The organism is Suttonella sp. R2A3, from assembly GCF_021513215.1.
Classification (GTDB): Bacteria; Pseudomonadota; Gammaproteobacteria; order Cardiobacteriales; family Cardiobacteriaceae; genus JAHUUI01.
Window position 1 is genome coordinate 933,467 of the sequence record NZ_CP090975.1, and the last position, 16,810, is coordinate 950,276.

The 16,810-nt window shown below is 48.5% G+C and carries 18 protein-coding genes; 10 read left to right on the top strand and 8 right to left on the bottom strand.

The genetic code is table 11. From position 1 onward, the window contains the following. Positions 1-67: 67 nt before the first annotated feature. From L0B52_RS04300 to L0B52_RS04345, 10 genes are all read left to right on the top strand, one after another. Positions 68-844 carry a Slam-dependent surface lipoprotein gene (locus tag L0B52_RS04300; RefSeq protein WP_235065337.1) on the top strand — a complete coding sequence of 259 codons (777 nt, stop codon included), beginning with the start codon at positions 68-70 and terminating at the stop codon, positions 842-844. Between the two features lie 85 nt (positions 845-929). Then, positions 930-2,366, top strand: a complete 1,437-nt coding sequence (locus L0B52_RS04305; protein WP_235065338.1) for a porin family protein — start codon at positions 930-932, stop codon at positions 2,364-2,366. Positions 2,367-2,628: 262 nt separating this feature from the next. Then, positions 2,629-3,888, top strand: a complete 1,260-nt coding sequence (glyA, locus tag L0B52_RS04310; RefSeq protein WP_235065340.1) for a serine hydroxymethyltransferase — start codon at positions 2,629-2,631, stop codon at positions 3,886-3,888. A gap of 9 nt (positions 3,889-3,897) precedes the next feature. Further along, positions 3,898-4,356 carry a transcriptional regulator NrdR gene (gene nrdR, locus L0B52_RS04315; RefSeq protein ID WP_235065341.1) on the top strand — a complete coding sequence of 153 codons (459 nt, stop codon included), beginning with the start codon at positions 3,898-3,900 and terminating at the stop codon, positions 4,354-4,356. Next, complete coding sequence (gene ribD / locus L0B52_RS04320; protein WP_235065342.1) at positions 4,356-5,441, top strand: bifunctional diaminohydroxyphosphoribosylaminopyrimidine deaminase/5-amino-6-(5-phosphoribosylamino)uracil reductase RibD; 1,086 nt, start codon at positions 4,356-4,358, stop codon at positions 5,439-5,441. Before nrdR ends, ribD begins: the two co-directional genes overlap by 1 nt. An 11-nt stretch (positions 5,442-5,452) precedes the next feature. After that, entirely contained in the window at positions 5,453-6,094 is a 642-nt protein-coding gene (locus L0B52_RS04325) for a riboflavin synthase (RefSeq protein WP_235065344.1), read from the top strand. Positions 6,095-6,103: 9 nt separating this feature from the next. Next, the gene (gene ribBA, locus L0B52_RS04330) at positions 6,104-7,207 is read left to right on the top strand and encodes a bifunctional 3,4-dihydroxy-2-butanone-4-phosphate synthase/GTP cyclohydrolase II (protein ID WP_235065345.1); all 1,104 of its coding nucleotides are present in this window, start codon (positions 6,104-6,106) and stop codon (positions 7,205-7,207) included. A 15-nt stretch (positions 7,208-7,222) separates the two neighbouring features. Continuing rightward, positions 7,223-7,699 (top strand): 6,7-dimethyl-8-ribityllumazine synthase, encoded by a 477-nt coding sequence (gene ribE / locus L0B52_RS04335; RefSeq protein WP_235065346.1) that lies wholly within the window; start codon positions 7,223-7,225, stop codon positions 7,697-7,699. Positions 7,700-7,706: 7 nt separating this feature from the next. Continuing rightward, positions 7,707-8,141 carry a transcription antitermination factor NusB gene (gene nusB / locus L0B52_RS04340; RefSeq protein WP_235065348.1) on the top strand — a complete coding sequence of 145 codons (435 nt, stop codon included), beginning with the start codon at positions 7,707-7,709 and terminating at the stop codon, positions 8,139-8,141. Further along, positions 8,142-8,381, top strand: coding sequence for a helix-hairpin-helix domain-containing protein (locus L0B52_RS04345; RefSeq protein ID WP_235065349.1), 240 nt, complete (start codon positions 8,142-8,144; stop codon positions 8,379-8,381). 4 nt (positions 8,382-8,385) lie between these two features. Here L0B52_RS04345 and L0B52_RS04350 read toward each other — a convergent pair whose 3' ends face one another. The 8 genes from L0B52_RS04350 to L0B52_RS04385 all read right to left on the bottom strand — a co-directional run bounded on the left by L0B52_RS04350 (position 8,386) and on the right by L0B52_RS04385 (position 16,799). Next, positions 8,386-8,973 (bottom strand): 3'-5' exonuclease, encoded by a 588-nt coding sequence (locus L0B52_RS04350; RefSeq protein ID WP_235065350.1) that lies wholly within the window; start codon positions 8,971-8,973, stop codon positions 8,386-8,388. Then, positions 8,973-9,515, bottom strand: a complete 543-nt coding sequence (locus tag L0B52_RS04355) for a putative nucleotidyltransferase substrate binding domain-containing protein (RefSeq protein ID WP_235065352.1) — start codon at positions 9,513-9,515, stop codon at positions 8,973-8,975. The genes L0B52_RS04350 and L0B52_RS04355 overlap by 1 nt, the downstream gene beginning before the upstream one ends. Before the next feature lie 66 nt (positions 9,516-9,581). Then, a complete protein-coding gene (locus tag L0B52_RS04360; protein ID WP_235065353.1) occupies positions 9,582-10,748 on the bottom strand; it encodes a DUF294 nucleotidyltransferase-like domain-containing protein in 1,167 nt (388 codons plus the stop codon). 99 nt (positions 10,749-10,847) lie between these two features. Beyond that, the gene (locus L0B52_RS04365) at positions 10,848-11,579 is read right to left on the bottom strand and encodes an SDR family NAD(P)-dependent oxidoreductase (RefSeq protein WP_235065355.1); all 732 of its coding nucleotides are present in this window, start codon (positions 11,577-11,579) and stop codon (positions 10,848-10,850) included. Beyond that, complete coding sequence (gene rsmA / locus L0B52_RS04370) at positions 11,576-12,367, bottom strand: 16S rRNA (adenine(1518)-N(6)/adenine(1519)-N(6))-dimethyltransferase RsmA (RefSeq protein WP_409202316.1); 792 nt, start codon at positions 12,365-12,367, stop codon at positions 11,576-11,578. The genes L0B52_RS04365 and rsmA overlap by 4 nt, the downstream gene beginning before the upstream one ends. Further along, positions 12,351-13,334, bottom strand: coding sequence for a 4-hydroxythreonine-4-phosphate dehydrogenase PdxA (pdxA, locus tag L0B52_RS04375; protein ID WP_235065357.1), 984 nt, complete (start codon positions 13,332-13,334; stop codon positions 12,351-12,353). The genes rsmA and pdxA overlap by 17 nt, the downstream gene beginning before the upstream one ends. After that, positions 13,318-14,604, bottom strand: a complete 1,287-nt coding sequence (locus L0B52_RS04380) for a peptidylprolyl isomerase (RefSeq protein ID WP_235065359.1) — start codon at positions 14,602-14,604, stop codon at positions 13,318-13,320. The genes pdxA and L0B52_RS04380 overlap by 17 nt, the downstream gene beginning before the upstream one ends. Next, positions 14,604-16,799, bottom strand: coding sequence for an LPS-assembly protein LptD (locus L0B52_RS04385; protein ID WP_235065362.1), 2,196 nt, complete (start codon positions 16,797-16,799; stop codon positions 14,604-14,606). Before L0B52_RS04385 ends, L0B52_RS04380 begins: the two co-directional genes overlap by 1 nt. Positions 16,800-16,810: the final 11 nt, after the last annotated feature.

The following is a 16,810-nucleotide window of genomic DNA, read 5'->3' on the forward strand; positions in this document are numbered from 1 at the left end:
GACAAATAAAATGACAATGATTATTGTTAATAATAATCATTGTCATTTGTTTTTAGGGGTTTATATTATGCAGAAATTAACTAAACTGACTTTATCTGTGCTTGCTTTGAGTGTGAGTTACAGTGCTCAGGCGGAATTAGCTGGTGCTCAGAGTACGCCAAGCAACAACGTAAACTATATTCAAGTTGGTGGCACGAACTATAGCAATGATGATCCTAATGGCCATATTGGCCCTGAAGGCAGCCCAGGGATCATGGTCAATAAGATGTCTCCCAATCCCAATGATCGTAAATATGTTAGTCTTTTAGGCATGCAATTTATTGCTTGGCCAGATTGGAACGGCGTTACTCATCTTGATGATAACACACCTTTTTTACCTGCCAGTCATGCTCAAAATATTGGCACCCACGATTACTCACGCGTGAGTATTTCTGGAGCCGAAGTGTATTTTGGAGAATGGAGCCAAAACGGCGAATTAAACGCCCCAGATCGTCAGGTATGGTATGTGGGTAAAGACAAAACCAGCAATATGCCTACCAGTGGTAGTGCTACTTACAATGTCAAAGGCATTCGTCAGTACCAGCACAATGGCATGATGACGGGCACATTAACCGCTAACTTTGCCACCAATAAACTCAGCGGCAATGTTGGTGACATTAACTTTGGCAACAACGTAAATATCGACAGCAATAATGCCTCATTTGCTGGTGGGGTTAGTGTTGGTAGCACACCAGGGGGGACAGAAGGCCATTTCTTTGGTAATAATGCGGCACAATTAGCTGGCATTGCCACCTTTGCCAGCAACAAAAATTTAGATACTGCTTTTGGTGGTAAGAAACAATAAACTAATTGCACTGTAAGCAATAGATGGCTGGTATCTCTATGGATATCAGCCGTCTTGATTGTATCAAACATAACCTATACTCATTATGACCGCCACCATCACACGCATACTGCTGTTGCTCACAACCGTGTTGAATACTGGTATCAGCTATGGCGAAGAATCTGTGATCGCACAACGTCTATGGCAAGAAAGCATACAACTGCGCAATCAAGAACAAACCACTTTGCTGGCAACTATTGCCGCCAATAATACACAGAGTACAGTACAAAACCCTAGCGGCGTTGATCCGTTAATTGTTACTCTGTTTGATACCATTAACCAAGGTCAGTCCGTACCTTTACGCCAATTCCTCAATGAACACTCGAACCGTTTCTACCACAATGATCCTCTTTGGCTTTACGCACAAGCCAGTCTTGCTCGCTTAGAAGGTCGAACCCGTGCTGCCGAGCAAGGATATCGTCAAACCTTAGATCAAGCACCAGACTTTATCCGTGCACGCCTAGATTTAGCTAAATTATTATTTAATGATCAACAAAATCGTGAGGCGCAGCAAGCATTTGGTGTATTGAATGCCCAGCTATTACCACCCACGGTACGCAACAACATCAATCTTTACCAGCAAGCATTAGGTATGCGTGAGCGTTGGCAGGGAAGCGTTTCTTTAGGTCTGATCACAGATAATAATATTAACCAAAGCAGTGAAACAAACCAATGCTTATTTTCCTATCAGAAAGTATGCCTTGTTGAACGATCCACACCGGCTGCCATTGCTACCAGTGGACTAGGCTATGAAGGCACCCTGAGCAAATACTGGCCTTTAAGAGGACATCACGGCCTCTACGGTCGCGGTTTGATTTATGGTCAACAAATCCCTAATTATCTTACCTATAACAAAACCACCATTCAATTAGGTGCCGGCTATCAATTTGCCAATGCAACACAACATTTCTCATTTGGTCCAATATGGATAGGGCATAGAGAAGCCAATCATCAACAGTTCAATGGTGTGGGGGTCGCCGCACAATGGCGAATTCAACCCAACAATACAATGGCATGGGATATGTATGCCGAGCACAAAACTATTCGTTACACACATGCTGATTATCAACAAAACAACAGCACTGATAACAATATCCATGTCACGTTTAGCACAGCTTGGCCTGAGGGTTGGCGTAGTCATATTGGTTTCGATTATCTGCGTCGTGACACAGATCAAGCGGTTAACAGCTATCAACAAAAAGGCATCCGCCTTAGCGTTGACAAGCTTTTTGCACAAGGCTTTATGGCCAGTTTAGGTGGTGCATTCTACGAGATTGATTACAATGCCTACAACGCCCTTCTTGAACAAACTCGGCATGAGCGAAAATGGACGTTTAACGCCGCCATTAGCGCGCCACAATGGCAAATAGGTGGTTTCTCACCTAAACTATCTTGGCAACGTACGCGCTTAAACAGCAATGTTGATTGGTTATATAGCTATGATCAAGATCAGTTTATGCTCACTTTCCAGCGTTTGTTTTAACCCAGATTATGTATTAGCAATCGAACTATCACGTAGTTATATGAATGCACAAATTATTTCTAAAGAAACACCATGCTTATTTTAGGGCGTAGGTTGAAAAATAGTTTGTAGGTTTAAGGGACGGGTGAAAACAATTCTTTAATGAATAACCCATAGTTCCATTCAGAACCTCGTATCAATAATTTCTTACAATCCAATTGCTCTGCCCAGCGGAACGCAGTAAGATATGCCGCCTAACTTTATAACTGTCCACGGATTTTTTATGTTTTCCACTGATATGACCATCGCTGGCTTTGATGACGAATTAGCAGCGGCGATTGCTGCTGAAGAAAAGCGCCAAGAAAACCATATTGAACTGATTGCCTCTGAAAACTACACAAGCCCTCGGGTGATGCAAGCCCAAGGCAGCTATTTAACCAATAAATACGCTGAAGGCTACCCAGAAAAACGTTATTACGGTGGCTGTGAGCACGTCGATAAAGTAGAGAAACTCGCCATTGAACGCGTCAAAACCTTATTTGGCGCCGATTACGCCAACGTTCAGCCGCACTCCGGTTCACAAGCCAATGCAGCGGTATTCCTTGCGCTGCTCGAAGCGGGTGATACCGTACTGGGTATGGATTTAGCGCACGGTGGTCACCTTACCCACGGCTCGCCGGTAAACTTTTCAGGCCGCACGTATAACGCCGTCCACTACGGCATCGACGGCAAAACAGGCTTGATTGATTACGATCATGTGCAGCAAATGGCTGAAAAACACCAGCCAAAAATGATTATCGCTGGCTATTCTGCCTACTCACAATTACTCGATTTTGAGCGTTTCCGTGAGATCGCCGACAGCGTTGGTGCGTATTTACTCGTTGATATGGCGCATTTTGCCGGACTCGTAGCCGCAGGCGTTTATCCTAACCCTATTCCTCACGCTGATGTCGTAACCTCAACCACGCACAAAACCCTTCGTGGCCCTCGTGGTGGGATTATTTTGGCTAAAGCCAACCCGGATATTGAGAAAAAACTCAATTCAGCGATCTTCCCTGGCATCCAAGGCGGTCCTTTGATGCATGTGATCGCAGCTAAAGCGGTTGCCTTCCAAGAAGCGCTTGATCCTAGCTTCCAGCAATATCAAGAACAAGTGCTGGATAACGCTAAAGCGATGGCTAAAGTGTTTATGGCCCGTGGGTATGATGTCGTTTCGGGCGGCACAAAGAACCACCTGTTACTGATTAGCTTGATCAAAAAGGAACTCACCGGCAAAGCTGCTGATGCCGCTTTAGGTCGCGCACACATTACGGTGAATAAAAACAGTGTACCTAACGATCCGCAATCACCATTTGTCACCAGCGGCATTCGTATCGGTACCCCGGCGATCACCACGCGTGGCTTCAAACAAAGCGAAGCCAAACAAGTTGCCACCTGGATGTGCGATATTCTCGATGACATTGACAACGAGGAAGTGATCCTTAACGTGCGCGAGAAAGTTAGTAAATTGTGCGCGAAGTTCCCGGTCTATCAACAGTCTTAAGGTAGATCGGTGTATTGTCCGGTTTGTGGTTATAGCGAAACCAAAGTCATTGATAGCCGTTTAGTGCATGATGGTGCACGTGTGCGCCGCCGTCGTGAATGTTTGAATCCTGATTGTGGCGAACGCTTTACCACCTACGAAGAAGCCGAAGTTTCCCTGCCTTTAGTGGTTAAACAAGACGGTACACGCGAACAATACGATTCAGAAAAATTGCGGCGCGGTTTGTTACGTGCGGTCGAAAAGCGCTCGGTGAGTATTGATACGGTCAATAACCTCATTGATACCATCGAGCAACGTATGCGTCACTATAGCGAGCGTGAGATCCCGTCCAAACGCATCGGGCAATGGGTGATGGATGGTTTGAAAGCCATCGACCATGTTGCCTACATTCGTTTTGCCTCGGTGTATCTCAGCTTTGCTGATGTCGCCGCCTTTCAAAAAACCATCGACGAACTCAGCAACGACTAATGGACAACGACGTCGATTATATGCGCCGCGCCATTGCGCTGGCGAAACGGGGCATTTTTTCTGCCGCACCCAATCCGGCAGTTGGCTGTGTGCTGGTCAAAAATAACCGAATCATCGGTGAAGGTTTTCATGAACGCACTGGTGAGGCACACGCTGAAGTCCACGCGCTCAAACAAGCGGGCGTTGCCGCCAAAGACGCAACAGCATACGTCACGCTAGAGCCTTGCGCGCATCATGGCCGCACCCCACCGTGTACCGACGCCCTGATTGCTTCAGGCGTTAAGCGCGTCGTGATCGCCTGTATCGATCCGAACCCTCAAGTGCACGGCAAGGGCATCTCACTACTCGAAGATGCTGGGATTACCGTCACAGTGGGTGTACTTGCTGATGAAGCACTCGCCATCAACCGAGGTTTTTTTCATCGCTACAAAGAAAAACGCCCCTATGTACGCGTAAAAATCGCCGCCTCTCTTGATGGCAAAACAGCACTTCCTTCAGGCGAAAGTCAATGGATCAGCAGCGCTGAATCACTTTTGGATTCGCATTACTGGCGCTTACGAAGCGATGCGATTATTGCCGGTTGCGGCAGTGTGATCGACGATAACGCACGCCTAAACGCGCGCTACCCGACCGAACTAGCCAGTAATCAACCGTTAAAAATCGTCATCGATAGCCAATTACGCACCCCGATTGATGCCGCGATTTTCGATGATGGTACGCCAGTTATTTTGGCGACCACCGACAAGGCTGCGCATAAATCTTATCCAGAACATGCTGAAATCTTGCGCCTGCCAGCAAACGCACAAGGGAAAGTTGATTTATCTGCGCTGCTTGATGAGCTCGGCAGGCGACAGATCAATAGCGTTTGGGTGGAAGCAGGCGCGGGACTGGCGGCAGCGTTTACCGAACAGCGGTTATTTCAAGAAATCGTGCTGTATTTCGCACCAACGTTTCTTGGTGAGGGTTCTCGTGGCATGATGCCGATTACCCCACCCACATCGCTATCTGCTAAAATGGCGCTGCAAATCAGCGAAGGGGTGCGCATTGGCGAGGACTGGCGTTTCACCCTCACCGCAAAACCATAGGATTTTAAGCCATGTTTACCGGGATTATTGCTTGCACCGGCCAGCTTAGCGACCGCCAACCACACGGCGAAGATCAAACCCTGACCATCACCGCCCCTGACTTTGATTTTAGCGCTTGCAACTTAGGCGATAGCATCGCAGTCAACGGCGTGTGTTTAACTGCTGTTGCGTTAGATACCCATACATTTAGTGCCGATGTTTCGGTGGAAACCTTAACCCACACCACCCTCGGCGCTTTAGCTCTAGGCGATCGTGTGAACCTCGAAAGCGCGCTCACCCTGTCCACTCCCTTAGGTGGACATTTAGTGAGCGGGCATGTCGATGGTGTTGGCGAACTACTCAGTCGCAAGCAAGATGCGCGCAGCGAACGCTTAACCTTCCGCGCGCCTGACGCACTCAGTCGCTACATCGCCGCTAAAGGCTCCATAACTATCGACGGGGTCAGCCTGACGGTGAACAATGTCACAGAACATACATTTAGCGTCAATATTGTCCCACACACTTTGGCGCGCACGATTATTGATGATTACCAGATCAACACTGCGGTTAATCTCGAAGTTGATCTGCTCGCACGCTATATTGAGCGGTTATTACAAGATAAAGAATCCACACCAACATTAAGCCTTGAGCGCCTGCGCGCCTTAGGCTATTAAGGAACCACTATGGCAATTCATCCCACAGAAGCGATCATCGCCGACCTTAAAGCCGGCAAAATGGTGATTATCATGGACGATGAGGATCGCGAGAACGAAGGCGATTTGATGATGCTTGCTGAACACATCACGCCTGAGGCGATTAACTTTATGGCGCGTTACGGCCGTGGCTTGGTGTGTTTAACGATCACCCAAGCGCGCAACGACCAACTAAAGCTTTGGCCACAGGCAACCAACAACGCCTCAGCGTTTACGACCAATTTTACCGTATCAATTGAAGCCGCTGAGGGTGTGACTACCGGCATTTCCGCACACGATCGCGCGCGTACCATCCAAGCAGCGGTCAGCCCAACCGCCCATCCCAATGATTTAGTCCAACCTGGACATATCTTTCCCATCGTGGCCCGCGAAGGCGGCGTACTCACCCGCGCCGGACACACCGAAGCCGGTTGCGACTTTGCGCGTTTAGCCGAATGTGAACCCGCGGCAGTCATTGTCGAAATCTTAAAAGACGATGGCACGATGGCACGACGTGGCGATTTAGAGCTGTTTGCCAATGAACACGGCTTAAAAATCGGCACGATTGCCGATTTAATCGAGTACCGACTAGCGCGCGAGCAAACAGTCGCGGCGATTGGACAATGTGAGCTACCCACCGCGCACGGCATATTTACGCTGGTAACTTATCAAAGCACAATTGATCAAAGCCTGCATTATGCTCTGATCAAAGGATCGATTAACCCGGAAGTTCCGACGTTTGTGCGCGTGCATGTGCAAAATATGTTTAGCGATTTATTCCAAGCGGAACTCAGCGAACGCACCTTTTCGATCGATGATGCGCTACAATATCTCGCCAAAGAAGACAGCGGGATTATTGTCGTGCTTGACGAGGGGCAAAGCAAACACGATATTTTAAAAAGAATGCATGCTTTTGCCCACCATGAGGCACCGCCCAAACGCGCCGCCGAACAAGATTTACGAACCTATGGGATCGGCGCACAAATTCTGGCCGATCAAGGCGTCGGTAAAATGCGCCTGCTGTCGACACCATATAAATTCACCGGTATTTCCGGCTATCATTTAGAAGTTAGCGAATACCTGACCCCACACTGATTTTAGGAACGATTCATGAGCCAACAACCCAAACGTATCGAAGGCCAATTTAGCGATGCTAATGCGCGCTACGCCATTATCTGTGCCCGTTTTAACGAGCTGATCGTCAGCAAACTCGAAGGCGGCGCGATTGATGCGCTTATTCGTCATGGCGTGAGCGCTGAACAGATTGATATCATTTATGTACCAGGCGCGCACGAACTGCCGATTGCCGCGCAACGCCTTGCTGCGAGTAAGCGTTATGACGCGATCATTGCCCTAGGCGCAGTGATCCGTGGGGCAACCGCGCATTTTGAGGTCGTGGTTAACGAGTCGTCTAAAGGCTTAAGCCAAGTGGCGCTCAAGCACGACATCCCTGTGATTAACGGCGTACTAACCACCAACAGTATTGAACAAGCGCTGGAGCGCGCTGGCACAAAAGCCGGTAATAAAGGCGCTGACGCCGCACTCGCTGCGATTGAGATGGTCAGTTTATTACGTCAAATTGATTGAGAAGAGCATGAGTAATCCGCCAAATTTAAAACGCCAAGCCATTGAACAACGCTCACGCGCCCGCCGCCTATTGGTACAAACCCTGTATCAATGGCAGATCAGCGGTGGTGATGCGAAAGAAACCTACCACAACCGTCTGATCGACCCACGAAACGGCGATATTGACGCACTCTATTTTGACGCCGCTTACGAATACATCAGCACACAATATGAAGTCTTAGAAGAAAGCTACGCAGCTTTTATGAGTCGTCAACCCAAGATGCTTGACCCGACTGAGCGCGCCATTTTATGGATTGGTGGCTATGAGCTACAACACTGCCCGGATATTCACTCGAGTGTGAGTATTAATGAGGCGATCGAACTTGCCAAGCAATTTGGCGCTGAAGACAGCTACAAGTTTATCAACGCCACACTCGATAAACTCAGCAAATCACTCGCATAAATGACTCGATTTAATCCCCAAGAACGTAAACAGTTGCTTGGGATTAAAGGCATTGGTGAAACGGTGGTTAAACGCCTGGAGATGATGGGCTTCGATAGCCTTGAGTCATTAGCGCAGGCAGATGTTGATAGCATCCTATACCAAGGAAGCGTCATCACCCAAAGCTCATGTTGGCAAAACAGTCCACAAGCTCGAGCCGCCATCAATGCGGCACTCGCTTACGCTAAGCAGCACACCTAAACACCTAACGCAACACCATAAATGCCATCGCGGTCATTAGCGCATCGTGATAGGCATCGTGGGCGCTGAGTGTGGGAATGGCGAGTTCGTGCATGATGGTGGCAAAGCGTTTATCAACGTGTTCATTGCCGCTGCGCCGTTGCTGGCGTTTGACGAATAAATGGCCGATATCAAGGGTGCGATTCGGCAAGCTAAAACCTAAGGTTTTCTGGCATTGCTGATCGAGAAACCCTTTATCTAGGCCAATATGATAGCCAACGATCGTACGCGCGCCAATAAACGGCAAGAATTCAGCGAATAGCTCAGCGTAGCTAATCCCGTTAGCCACATCTTCGGGGCGCAGACCATGGATTCGGATAGTTTCTGCCGTCGGCATCGCTGGTGGTTTACAGACCCACTGTCGCGCGCTACCACTCAATATCCGCTTACCGTTGATATGAATCGCGGCAATGCTTAACAGCGCGTCTTGTCGTTTATCTAAGCCAGTCATCTCGCAATCGATACAGACAAATTCATCATCTTTCGCCTTGCCAAGTAATTGATGAAAACCCGCTTGCTCGATCTTTTTGCGACGCCCCCATGCAGCGAACATCAAAACATCCCCAGATGATAGCGATTACTCAGCGAGGCTTTAAATTCTTTGACGATATTTAAACATTCTTTGAGTACATCTCGCTCGAGCGCACTCATCGTCATCGGATTGACGCTCTTTCGCTCGCCTTTGCTGCTCGCTTCCAGCGCCGTTTTTAAGCGTTGTGCCATAAAGAAATCTAACGCTTCGGTGAGATTTTGCGCGCGTGAGGCGTCCATCACGTTCGCTTGGACTAACGCGTGTAAGCGCTCTCTGGTACTCGTGGCGCTCACTCCTAATTCAAACGCCATTGCACGCACCCCATGCACGATCGGGAAAATACCGGCTTTTTTCATATTGAGCGTATTACTTTCACCACCAGGTAAAAACTTTTGCCACCACGATTGGCTATCGCCAAATTGCAACGCCGCTTTAGCGAAATGGTTGATCAGTCCGGTTGGCGCATGTTGTCGCTCAGCGTGCACATGTGCATTGAGTTCATCTAACAGTTCGGTTTTACCACACACCGCACGCGCATCTAAAAAGGTAGATAGATGCATCATCGCTTCCATATTCTCTAAATCCAACCAGCGCGAGGCGGTGCGTTTAAAATCGCTCAGCGACTGACGCTACAGTGGGTTATTGAGCATAATATGGCCATCACACAGCGGATACCCCATCTTCGCTAACGCTGCGTTGAATTGTTCTGCCACCTCATCAAGACGTGGATCGCTAAACCCGTCAGCGAGAATCAATCCATTATCTTGGTCGGTGCGTAAAATTTGTTCGCCTCGCCCTTCTGAGCCCATCACAAACAGGCAGGTATTTTCAATAATTTCTTTAGGCGCAAGCAAGTGCCACAGGCGGGTAAAGACTTGCAGGTTAAGCGTTTGCACCATCGAGCTGATCACGCTCGTTTTCACCCCATTCTCGTATTGCGAGCGGATGTATTCACCAATTTTATCTGCGGCCTTATCGAGCGCGTCAAGGTCTTTGGCCTGCTCAATATCGAGCGCGATTAAATGCGAGTGGTTGGTAAAGAAGCTCAATAGATCGATTTGCCCCAACACACCAATAATCTTTCCCTCATCATCGAGCACGGGCAGGCGACGAATACGGTTTGACACCATCATCTGCAGTGCTTCGCTAAGCTCTTTATCCTGATGAATCGTTACCAGCTTAAAGTGGGTGAATTGTTCCACTTCAGTTTGCCGCACATCCACGCCAGCGATCACTGCATCGCATAGATTCGTACTGGAAAACATACCCACCCGTTTGTGCTGATGCACCAAAATATGCCCACTACTGTTCGCGCGTAATGCACGTGTGGCTTCTAAAATACTTGCTGAAGCATGAATAAACTGTGGTTCGCGTAAATAGCAATCGCGCACTTTTTTAAACATCAGCGTTTGCGTTTCTTGGCGCGATTTCTGACTGGCAAGCCGACGCTCTTGTAAGCGATCAGAAAACAACGCAGCAAAGCCATCATTCTCTGCACAAACGTCAAGAATAGCCGTTTGTGCCAGTCGATAAAGCAAGCTGTTTTCGCTCGCTAGAATGCGTAAATCCGCGTTGCTGGTGGTAAACCAGTCATCTGGGTAGGCTTGAGCATGAAAGTCATCTCCACGACGTTGCTCGATACTGCCTTTGATCACCACAAAAACATCGCCACGCAAGCTTTCATCAAGCGTTTCGTCTTTAGTGAGATAAACCACTTCTGCGCTGCGCTGCAATCGCTCACGTTGTGAGGCGCTCAATAAATCAAACGGTGGCTGGGTTAGCGATAGAGCGTGCATTCAGCGATCCTCAACGAAGGGGTTCACCGACCAGCATAGCATAAATTATCGTTTGTTATTGTTCTAATCGACCTTCACAAACCAAGGGCATTATCACGATTAACTAAGCGCGCGAATATCAATCACCGCTTGTTTGGCAAACGCATGACTCAGCGCATAATCAACGATTTGTTGTGCCGTTTCATCAGCCGATTGCAATTCTTTATCAGTATAGAGATCAACAAAACGGTGACGTATCGGAAAATCCTCACTTTCGCGCAGCTCTGCCTGCATCGCGGTATCGACAACACCTGGCGCAATACTTACGACCTTAGCACCACTGCGTTCTATCGAGGCGTTACGTGCGTGCTGATCGAGCGCTGCTTTACTCGCGCCATAAACCGACCAGCCAGGATAGGCTTTATTGGCTGCACCACTGGAAATATGCACGATGCGGGTGCTATTGCCCTTAGCTTGTCGTGCGGCTACTGCGTTGGCGAGCAATAAAGGCGCTGTGACATTAAGCGCGACCGCTAAAGCAATCTGCTGCGTGTCTTGCTCACCAAGAATGCATGAAGGCTGCACGGTGCCTGCGTTATTAAACAACCAAATCGTGCGATAGCTGGCGCATAATTCTTCCCATTCGGCGCTCGCTAACCAGGCAATCAGCGCTTGTTCATCGGCCAGATTCAGGGTGACCTCGCGTAACTTTTCGCCATATTTTCCATGCAATTCAGGGTTACCATGACGAGCAATCCCACACACAGCAGCACCACGTTCAAGCCAGGTGTGAGCTAACGCCGCGCCTAAGCCTCGACTGTGACCGGTAATGATAACCAAGGTATCTTTCATGATGTCCTCCGATAGTCCGCCAACCGCGCAAATGCCTCACCGGATAACGTTTCCGGACGCGCCGTCGGATCAATACCGAGCACGGCGAAATCCTCTGCACTAAAGTATTGCTGCAACGATTTACGTACCATTTTACGCCGCTGGGTGAACGCCGCACGCACCAGCTCGTCAAATCGTGCAAAATCCTCAACATGCCAAGCTGGCTCGGCCAGTGGGGTTAGCCGTACAACCGCAGAATCGACTTTTGGTGGCGGATCAAACGCATCTGGGGCAATATCAAACAGCGCCTCACACGCGCAATACAGCTGCACCATAATACTCAAACGCCCATAGGCTTTACTACCCGGTTCGGCACACACGCGCTCGACCACTTCTTTTTGCAACATAAAGACCATATCGCTAATCAAGTTGCGTTGTGCAAGGCAGTGAAAAATGATCGGTGAAGATAAGTTATACGGTAAATTACCAACCACTTTTAGGGGTGAAGCCAAACCAAGAGAGGTAAAATCTACCTGTAAAATATCTGCATTGATCAGGTTCAGCTGACCGATACGATCTGCTTTAATTTGTAAGGGTTCAAGTACCCTTCGATCAAATTCAATCGCACTCATTGCGCCACTTTCGCGCAGCAAAGGTAACGTCAGCGCGCCTAATCCTGGGCCAATTTCAACGAGTGATTCACCGGCACGTGGATCAATCGCGCTAACTAATTGATCGATCACTCGCTCATCTACTAAGAAATGCTGACCCAGATGTTTTGCGGCACGCACTTCAGCCATGACATTTATCCTTATCTGTGTTTAGGGTTTGTGCTAATTCGAGGGCGGCAAGAAAGCTACCAGTATCAATCTGACCACTTCCAGCTAAATCCAAAGCAGTACCATGATCGACCGAGGTACGGATATAAGGCAGGCCGAGCGTGATATTCACCGCCTGGCCAAAACCACGGGCTTTAAGCACCGGCAATCCTTGATCATGATACATCGCGATGATCGCATCGTATTGGTCGCTATAGCGTGGGACAAAGAGCGTATCCGCCGGTAGCGGACCTGTGATGTCTAAGCCTTGTTTGCGCAGTGCATTAAGGGTTGGCGTAATCACACGCAGTTCTTCGTCGCCCAAATGACCTTGTTCTCCGGCATGAGGGTTAAGCCCACATACCGCGATGCGCGGCTTAGGCAACGCGAAGTGATCGCGCAATGCCTGCTCAGTAATTCGCACTGTGTCACGAATAGCTTCTGCAGTAATCGCATCCACGACATCGCGAAGCGGTAAATGGGTGGTCACCAGTGCTACACGTAAATCCGCGCAGGCAAGCATCATCACCACTTTATCAACCTCAGCGAGTGCTTGAAAGAATTCGGTATGTCCGCTAAAGGTTACCCCGCTGTCGTTAATCACCCCTTTATGGATTGGCGCGGTCATTAACGCCGCAAACTCACCTTCGCTGACGCGTGTTGCTGCCGAACGCAACATATTAAGAACGTATGCCGCATTAGCAGGATTAAGCTCGCCAGCAGTAACAGACGCTCGCGTGGGTAGCGGTAGAATTGTGAGGGCTGCGCGCTGTGGGTATATGGCTTGAGCCACATCAATACCCAACTGGGCTGCGCGCTCAGCAAATAATATTGGGCAACCAATCACCACCGCATCTTGTAACGCATTTTGCGCGGCGGCAAGCAGGCACAAATCCGGTCCAATACCTGCCGGCTCACCGCTGGTAATTAAAATCTGCTTGTTAACGGATCTCGACATACGCTTGCTGACGCAGCTGAATTAAGCGCTGCTGCCAAGCGTCTTCTAAATATTTATTGTAGAGACTTTCGCGAATGCGCGCGCGCAACACATCATCGCTGCGATCGACCTGTCGGCGATCGTTCACTTTTAAAATATGCCAGCCATAAGGCGTTTGTACAGGGGCCGTGATCTCACCTAATGGTACTTGAAGCATCGCCTGGGCAAACTCCGGCACCATCTCATCAGCACCAACCCAACCTAACTCACCACCACGTACGGCTGAGGTAGGATCTTGCGAATAGCGACGCGCCACTTCGGCAAAATCCGCACCTTGCTGCAATTGGCTAACCAATTGCTCAGCAATCCGCTGTTGGGCGATAAAATCTTCTTTACCCTGAGCACGCAATAAAATATGCGCCACATTAGCTTGATCTACAACCGCCTGACCTGATTGACTTTGTTTAGCGCGCACTTTCAAAAAGTGCATGCCATCTTGGTCAACCACCGGAGTAGAGAGTACCTCACCACTCGATAACCTACTGACCGCCTCAGCAAAGCGTGGTGGCACTTGCGCTATATTGACCGCACCCAAATCAACAAACTTTGCTTTAGGAACAACCTGAGCCACCTGCGCCAAATCATCATTGTGTTCATTCAAAGCTTCAGAGACCTGACGTATGGTTTCTTTAACCGCCGGCCCGCGTTCATCCGCACTGCCTTCGGGAATCGGCAATAATAAATCTTGTAAATACAAAGTGGTTTCATTTAAACGGGTAATTTGGGCGATTTGTGTCTCAATGGTTGCAGGAGAGATATTGATATTGCGGCCAATCAACGCCTGTTTGAGTTTGTCTTGCACAATATTTGAAGCCATTTGTGCGCGAAAAGCGGCTTCATCCAATCCAGTATCGCGTCGTACTCGCCGTAATAGCTGCGCTTTATCAAGCCCATTTTGTTGCGCAACCATCGCGACCGCTCGATCAATTTCTTCAGTGCTCGCAGAAAAATCGCCACGCTGCTCCATTTGTTTGAGCAAATGATTCATAATCACCCGTTCGGTGAGTTGTTCATTAATCTCACCTTCCGGTAAATTAATCCCTTTGGGCAGCATGCGGCGCTCAACCGCGAGTTCTTTTGCAAGTTGGCGGCGGGTTATGGTTTCTTCGTTGATGACCACAGCAATCTCATCTAATCCTTTGAGATTTGTCTCACCTGCCGGACCAAAATCCAGCGCCCAACCGGTCGCTGCCGATAACACACATACCAGCGAAATAAGCAAATGTCGCATTAGAATGATCTCTCCTCAGCTAATGGCCTGAAGCCATTGATTTCGTCACGCAATAGGGCTCCTGAACGGTTACCCATATTACCCAACCCTTTCAAAACAAATTCCAAGTATAACGCATTCCGCGCTTCTTTCGAATCTGGTTCATCGCGATAACGTTGGCCAAGCAAACGCCATGCCCAACAGCAGTCGTTGTATTCAATCCCCAATAAGGTATTAAACGATTGGTCGTGGCGCAATGAATAATCCTGACGCAAAAATGCGCGCCACTGTGGATCAAACCGCCAGACACCATAGAGCGAAATTTGATCATAATCATCACGCTTGTAGCGATGACTTAAGCCGAAAAAGCGATCAGCATCGAGATTATAGCTTAAATCTAAAACACTACGCTGATTGCTATGCTTATCGATATTCCAAAACGATTGCCCACGCAGGCGCCAATGTCGGTCTATTTGATACACCCCTTCACTGACCAAATCAGAACGCCCTCGATCGTCAAGATTATTGCCCGTCAGTGGCACGCGGCGGTCACGAAAATACTGCACTTGCCCTACCGAAAGCCGCAATTTTTCCTGTCCGTCTTCATCGCTTAAAAAGCGCGTGGTCAGTGCGGTAGTGAGCTGGTGGTTATCGCCGATACGATCCCCGCCGGTAAAGCGATTACGCGCAAAAAGCCATCCCCAGCTCAACGAACGGTTAGCACTGTCAAAATTAGGGACTTCAGATTGATCTTGATACGGCGTGTAGAGATAGAACAATCGTGGCTCTAAGGTTTGTACCCAGCCCTCACCAAAAAGCGATAGATTACGCTCAAAAATCAGTTTGCCATCTAAACTAAACGTCGGCAAAACAAACGAGGTAGCTTTCTCATCGTGCAAACTGTCGTGGCGGCCACTAAAATTATAGTGCCGTGCATTAAGGCTCAGCTTTGGTTCTAAATAACCATAGATCGCGTCCCAACGATAAGCCACCGATCCATCGATCGTCCCACGCCACGCACCGCCAAGCTTATCCTTATAAAACCGGACCAATTCTGCATCCAGCGTATAGCGCCAATTGTCATCGCGCCAACTGTTGGTATAGGTTATTTGTGGTAGGCGTGAATAGGGTATACTACTTGCTGATACGCGGTTACTGACTCGTTCATAATCCTGTGAACGCCACATCCAGCGCCCCCAGTCAGTACGACCGTCAACCCGTGCATAACGTTCAAGATACCAATCATCATAGATCGATAAATCATTATCAAAATGATGGATATATTCCAAGTCTGATACGTCTTGATATTGCGCGTTTAATACCCAATCTGGGTTAAACCGATACTGATAATTGCCTTTTATTGCCCAGCGGTTTTCTCCATCCGCATCCCGATCGTTCGGTAAATAGCTACCATAAAGCTTACCTTGCTGACGTTCAGTTAAAAAACGGTACTCGGCATCGAGCATCACGCCACGTTTAGTCATCGGACGCAAAGTAAACGTCGCATCTTGGTTCGGAGCGATATTCCAATAAAAAGGAATTTGTAATTCGATACCACGGTCTTCAGACGTATTCAGCGATGGTGCCAACAAACCCGTAGCTCGCTGATCATCGGTTGGAAAAGAGAAATACGGCAAATAAAAAATAGGGGTGCCTTTAATTTGTAGCGTTGAGTGCCAAGCGGTTGCGCGGTTAATATTTTTATCGATGGTCAAACTATTGGCTTTAAGCGACCACATCGGATCAGTGCGTTCACAAGTCGTCCAACTCACTTCGTCAAATTCGTTGATATTGGTAGCACGATTAATTCGCACCTCTTTAGCCTCGCCCAAAGAGTTTATCGCCGAGCCACGTAAATAATATTGCGCCTGGTCCACCGTAATCACTTCATTGGTCAGATCATACTGCGCGCTTGTGCCAATCATCGCTGCTTCTGGTGAACCGAAAGTCGTTTTATCTTCGGTAAAAACCATTGACGTGGCACCATCATAATCAAGTTTTGGTGCAAATAAATGCTTATCGCCCTGCCTTAATGCCACATCACCAGCAAATTGCACCTGATCGTAGTTACCACTTGAAGTATCAGCTTCTATATTGACTTTTCGCTGGGTTGGATCACCACCGAGTTCGGTATATTGCGCTAAAGGATCAACCGCACATTGCAACGCCAGCGCCGCTGTGGGCAAACTCAATATTCCTGCTACAATCCAGCGCATACCGGTGTCCT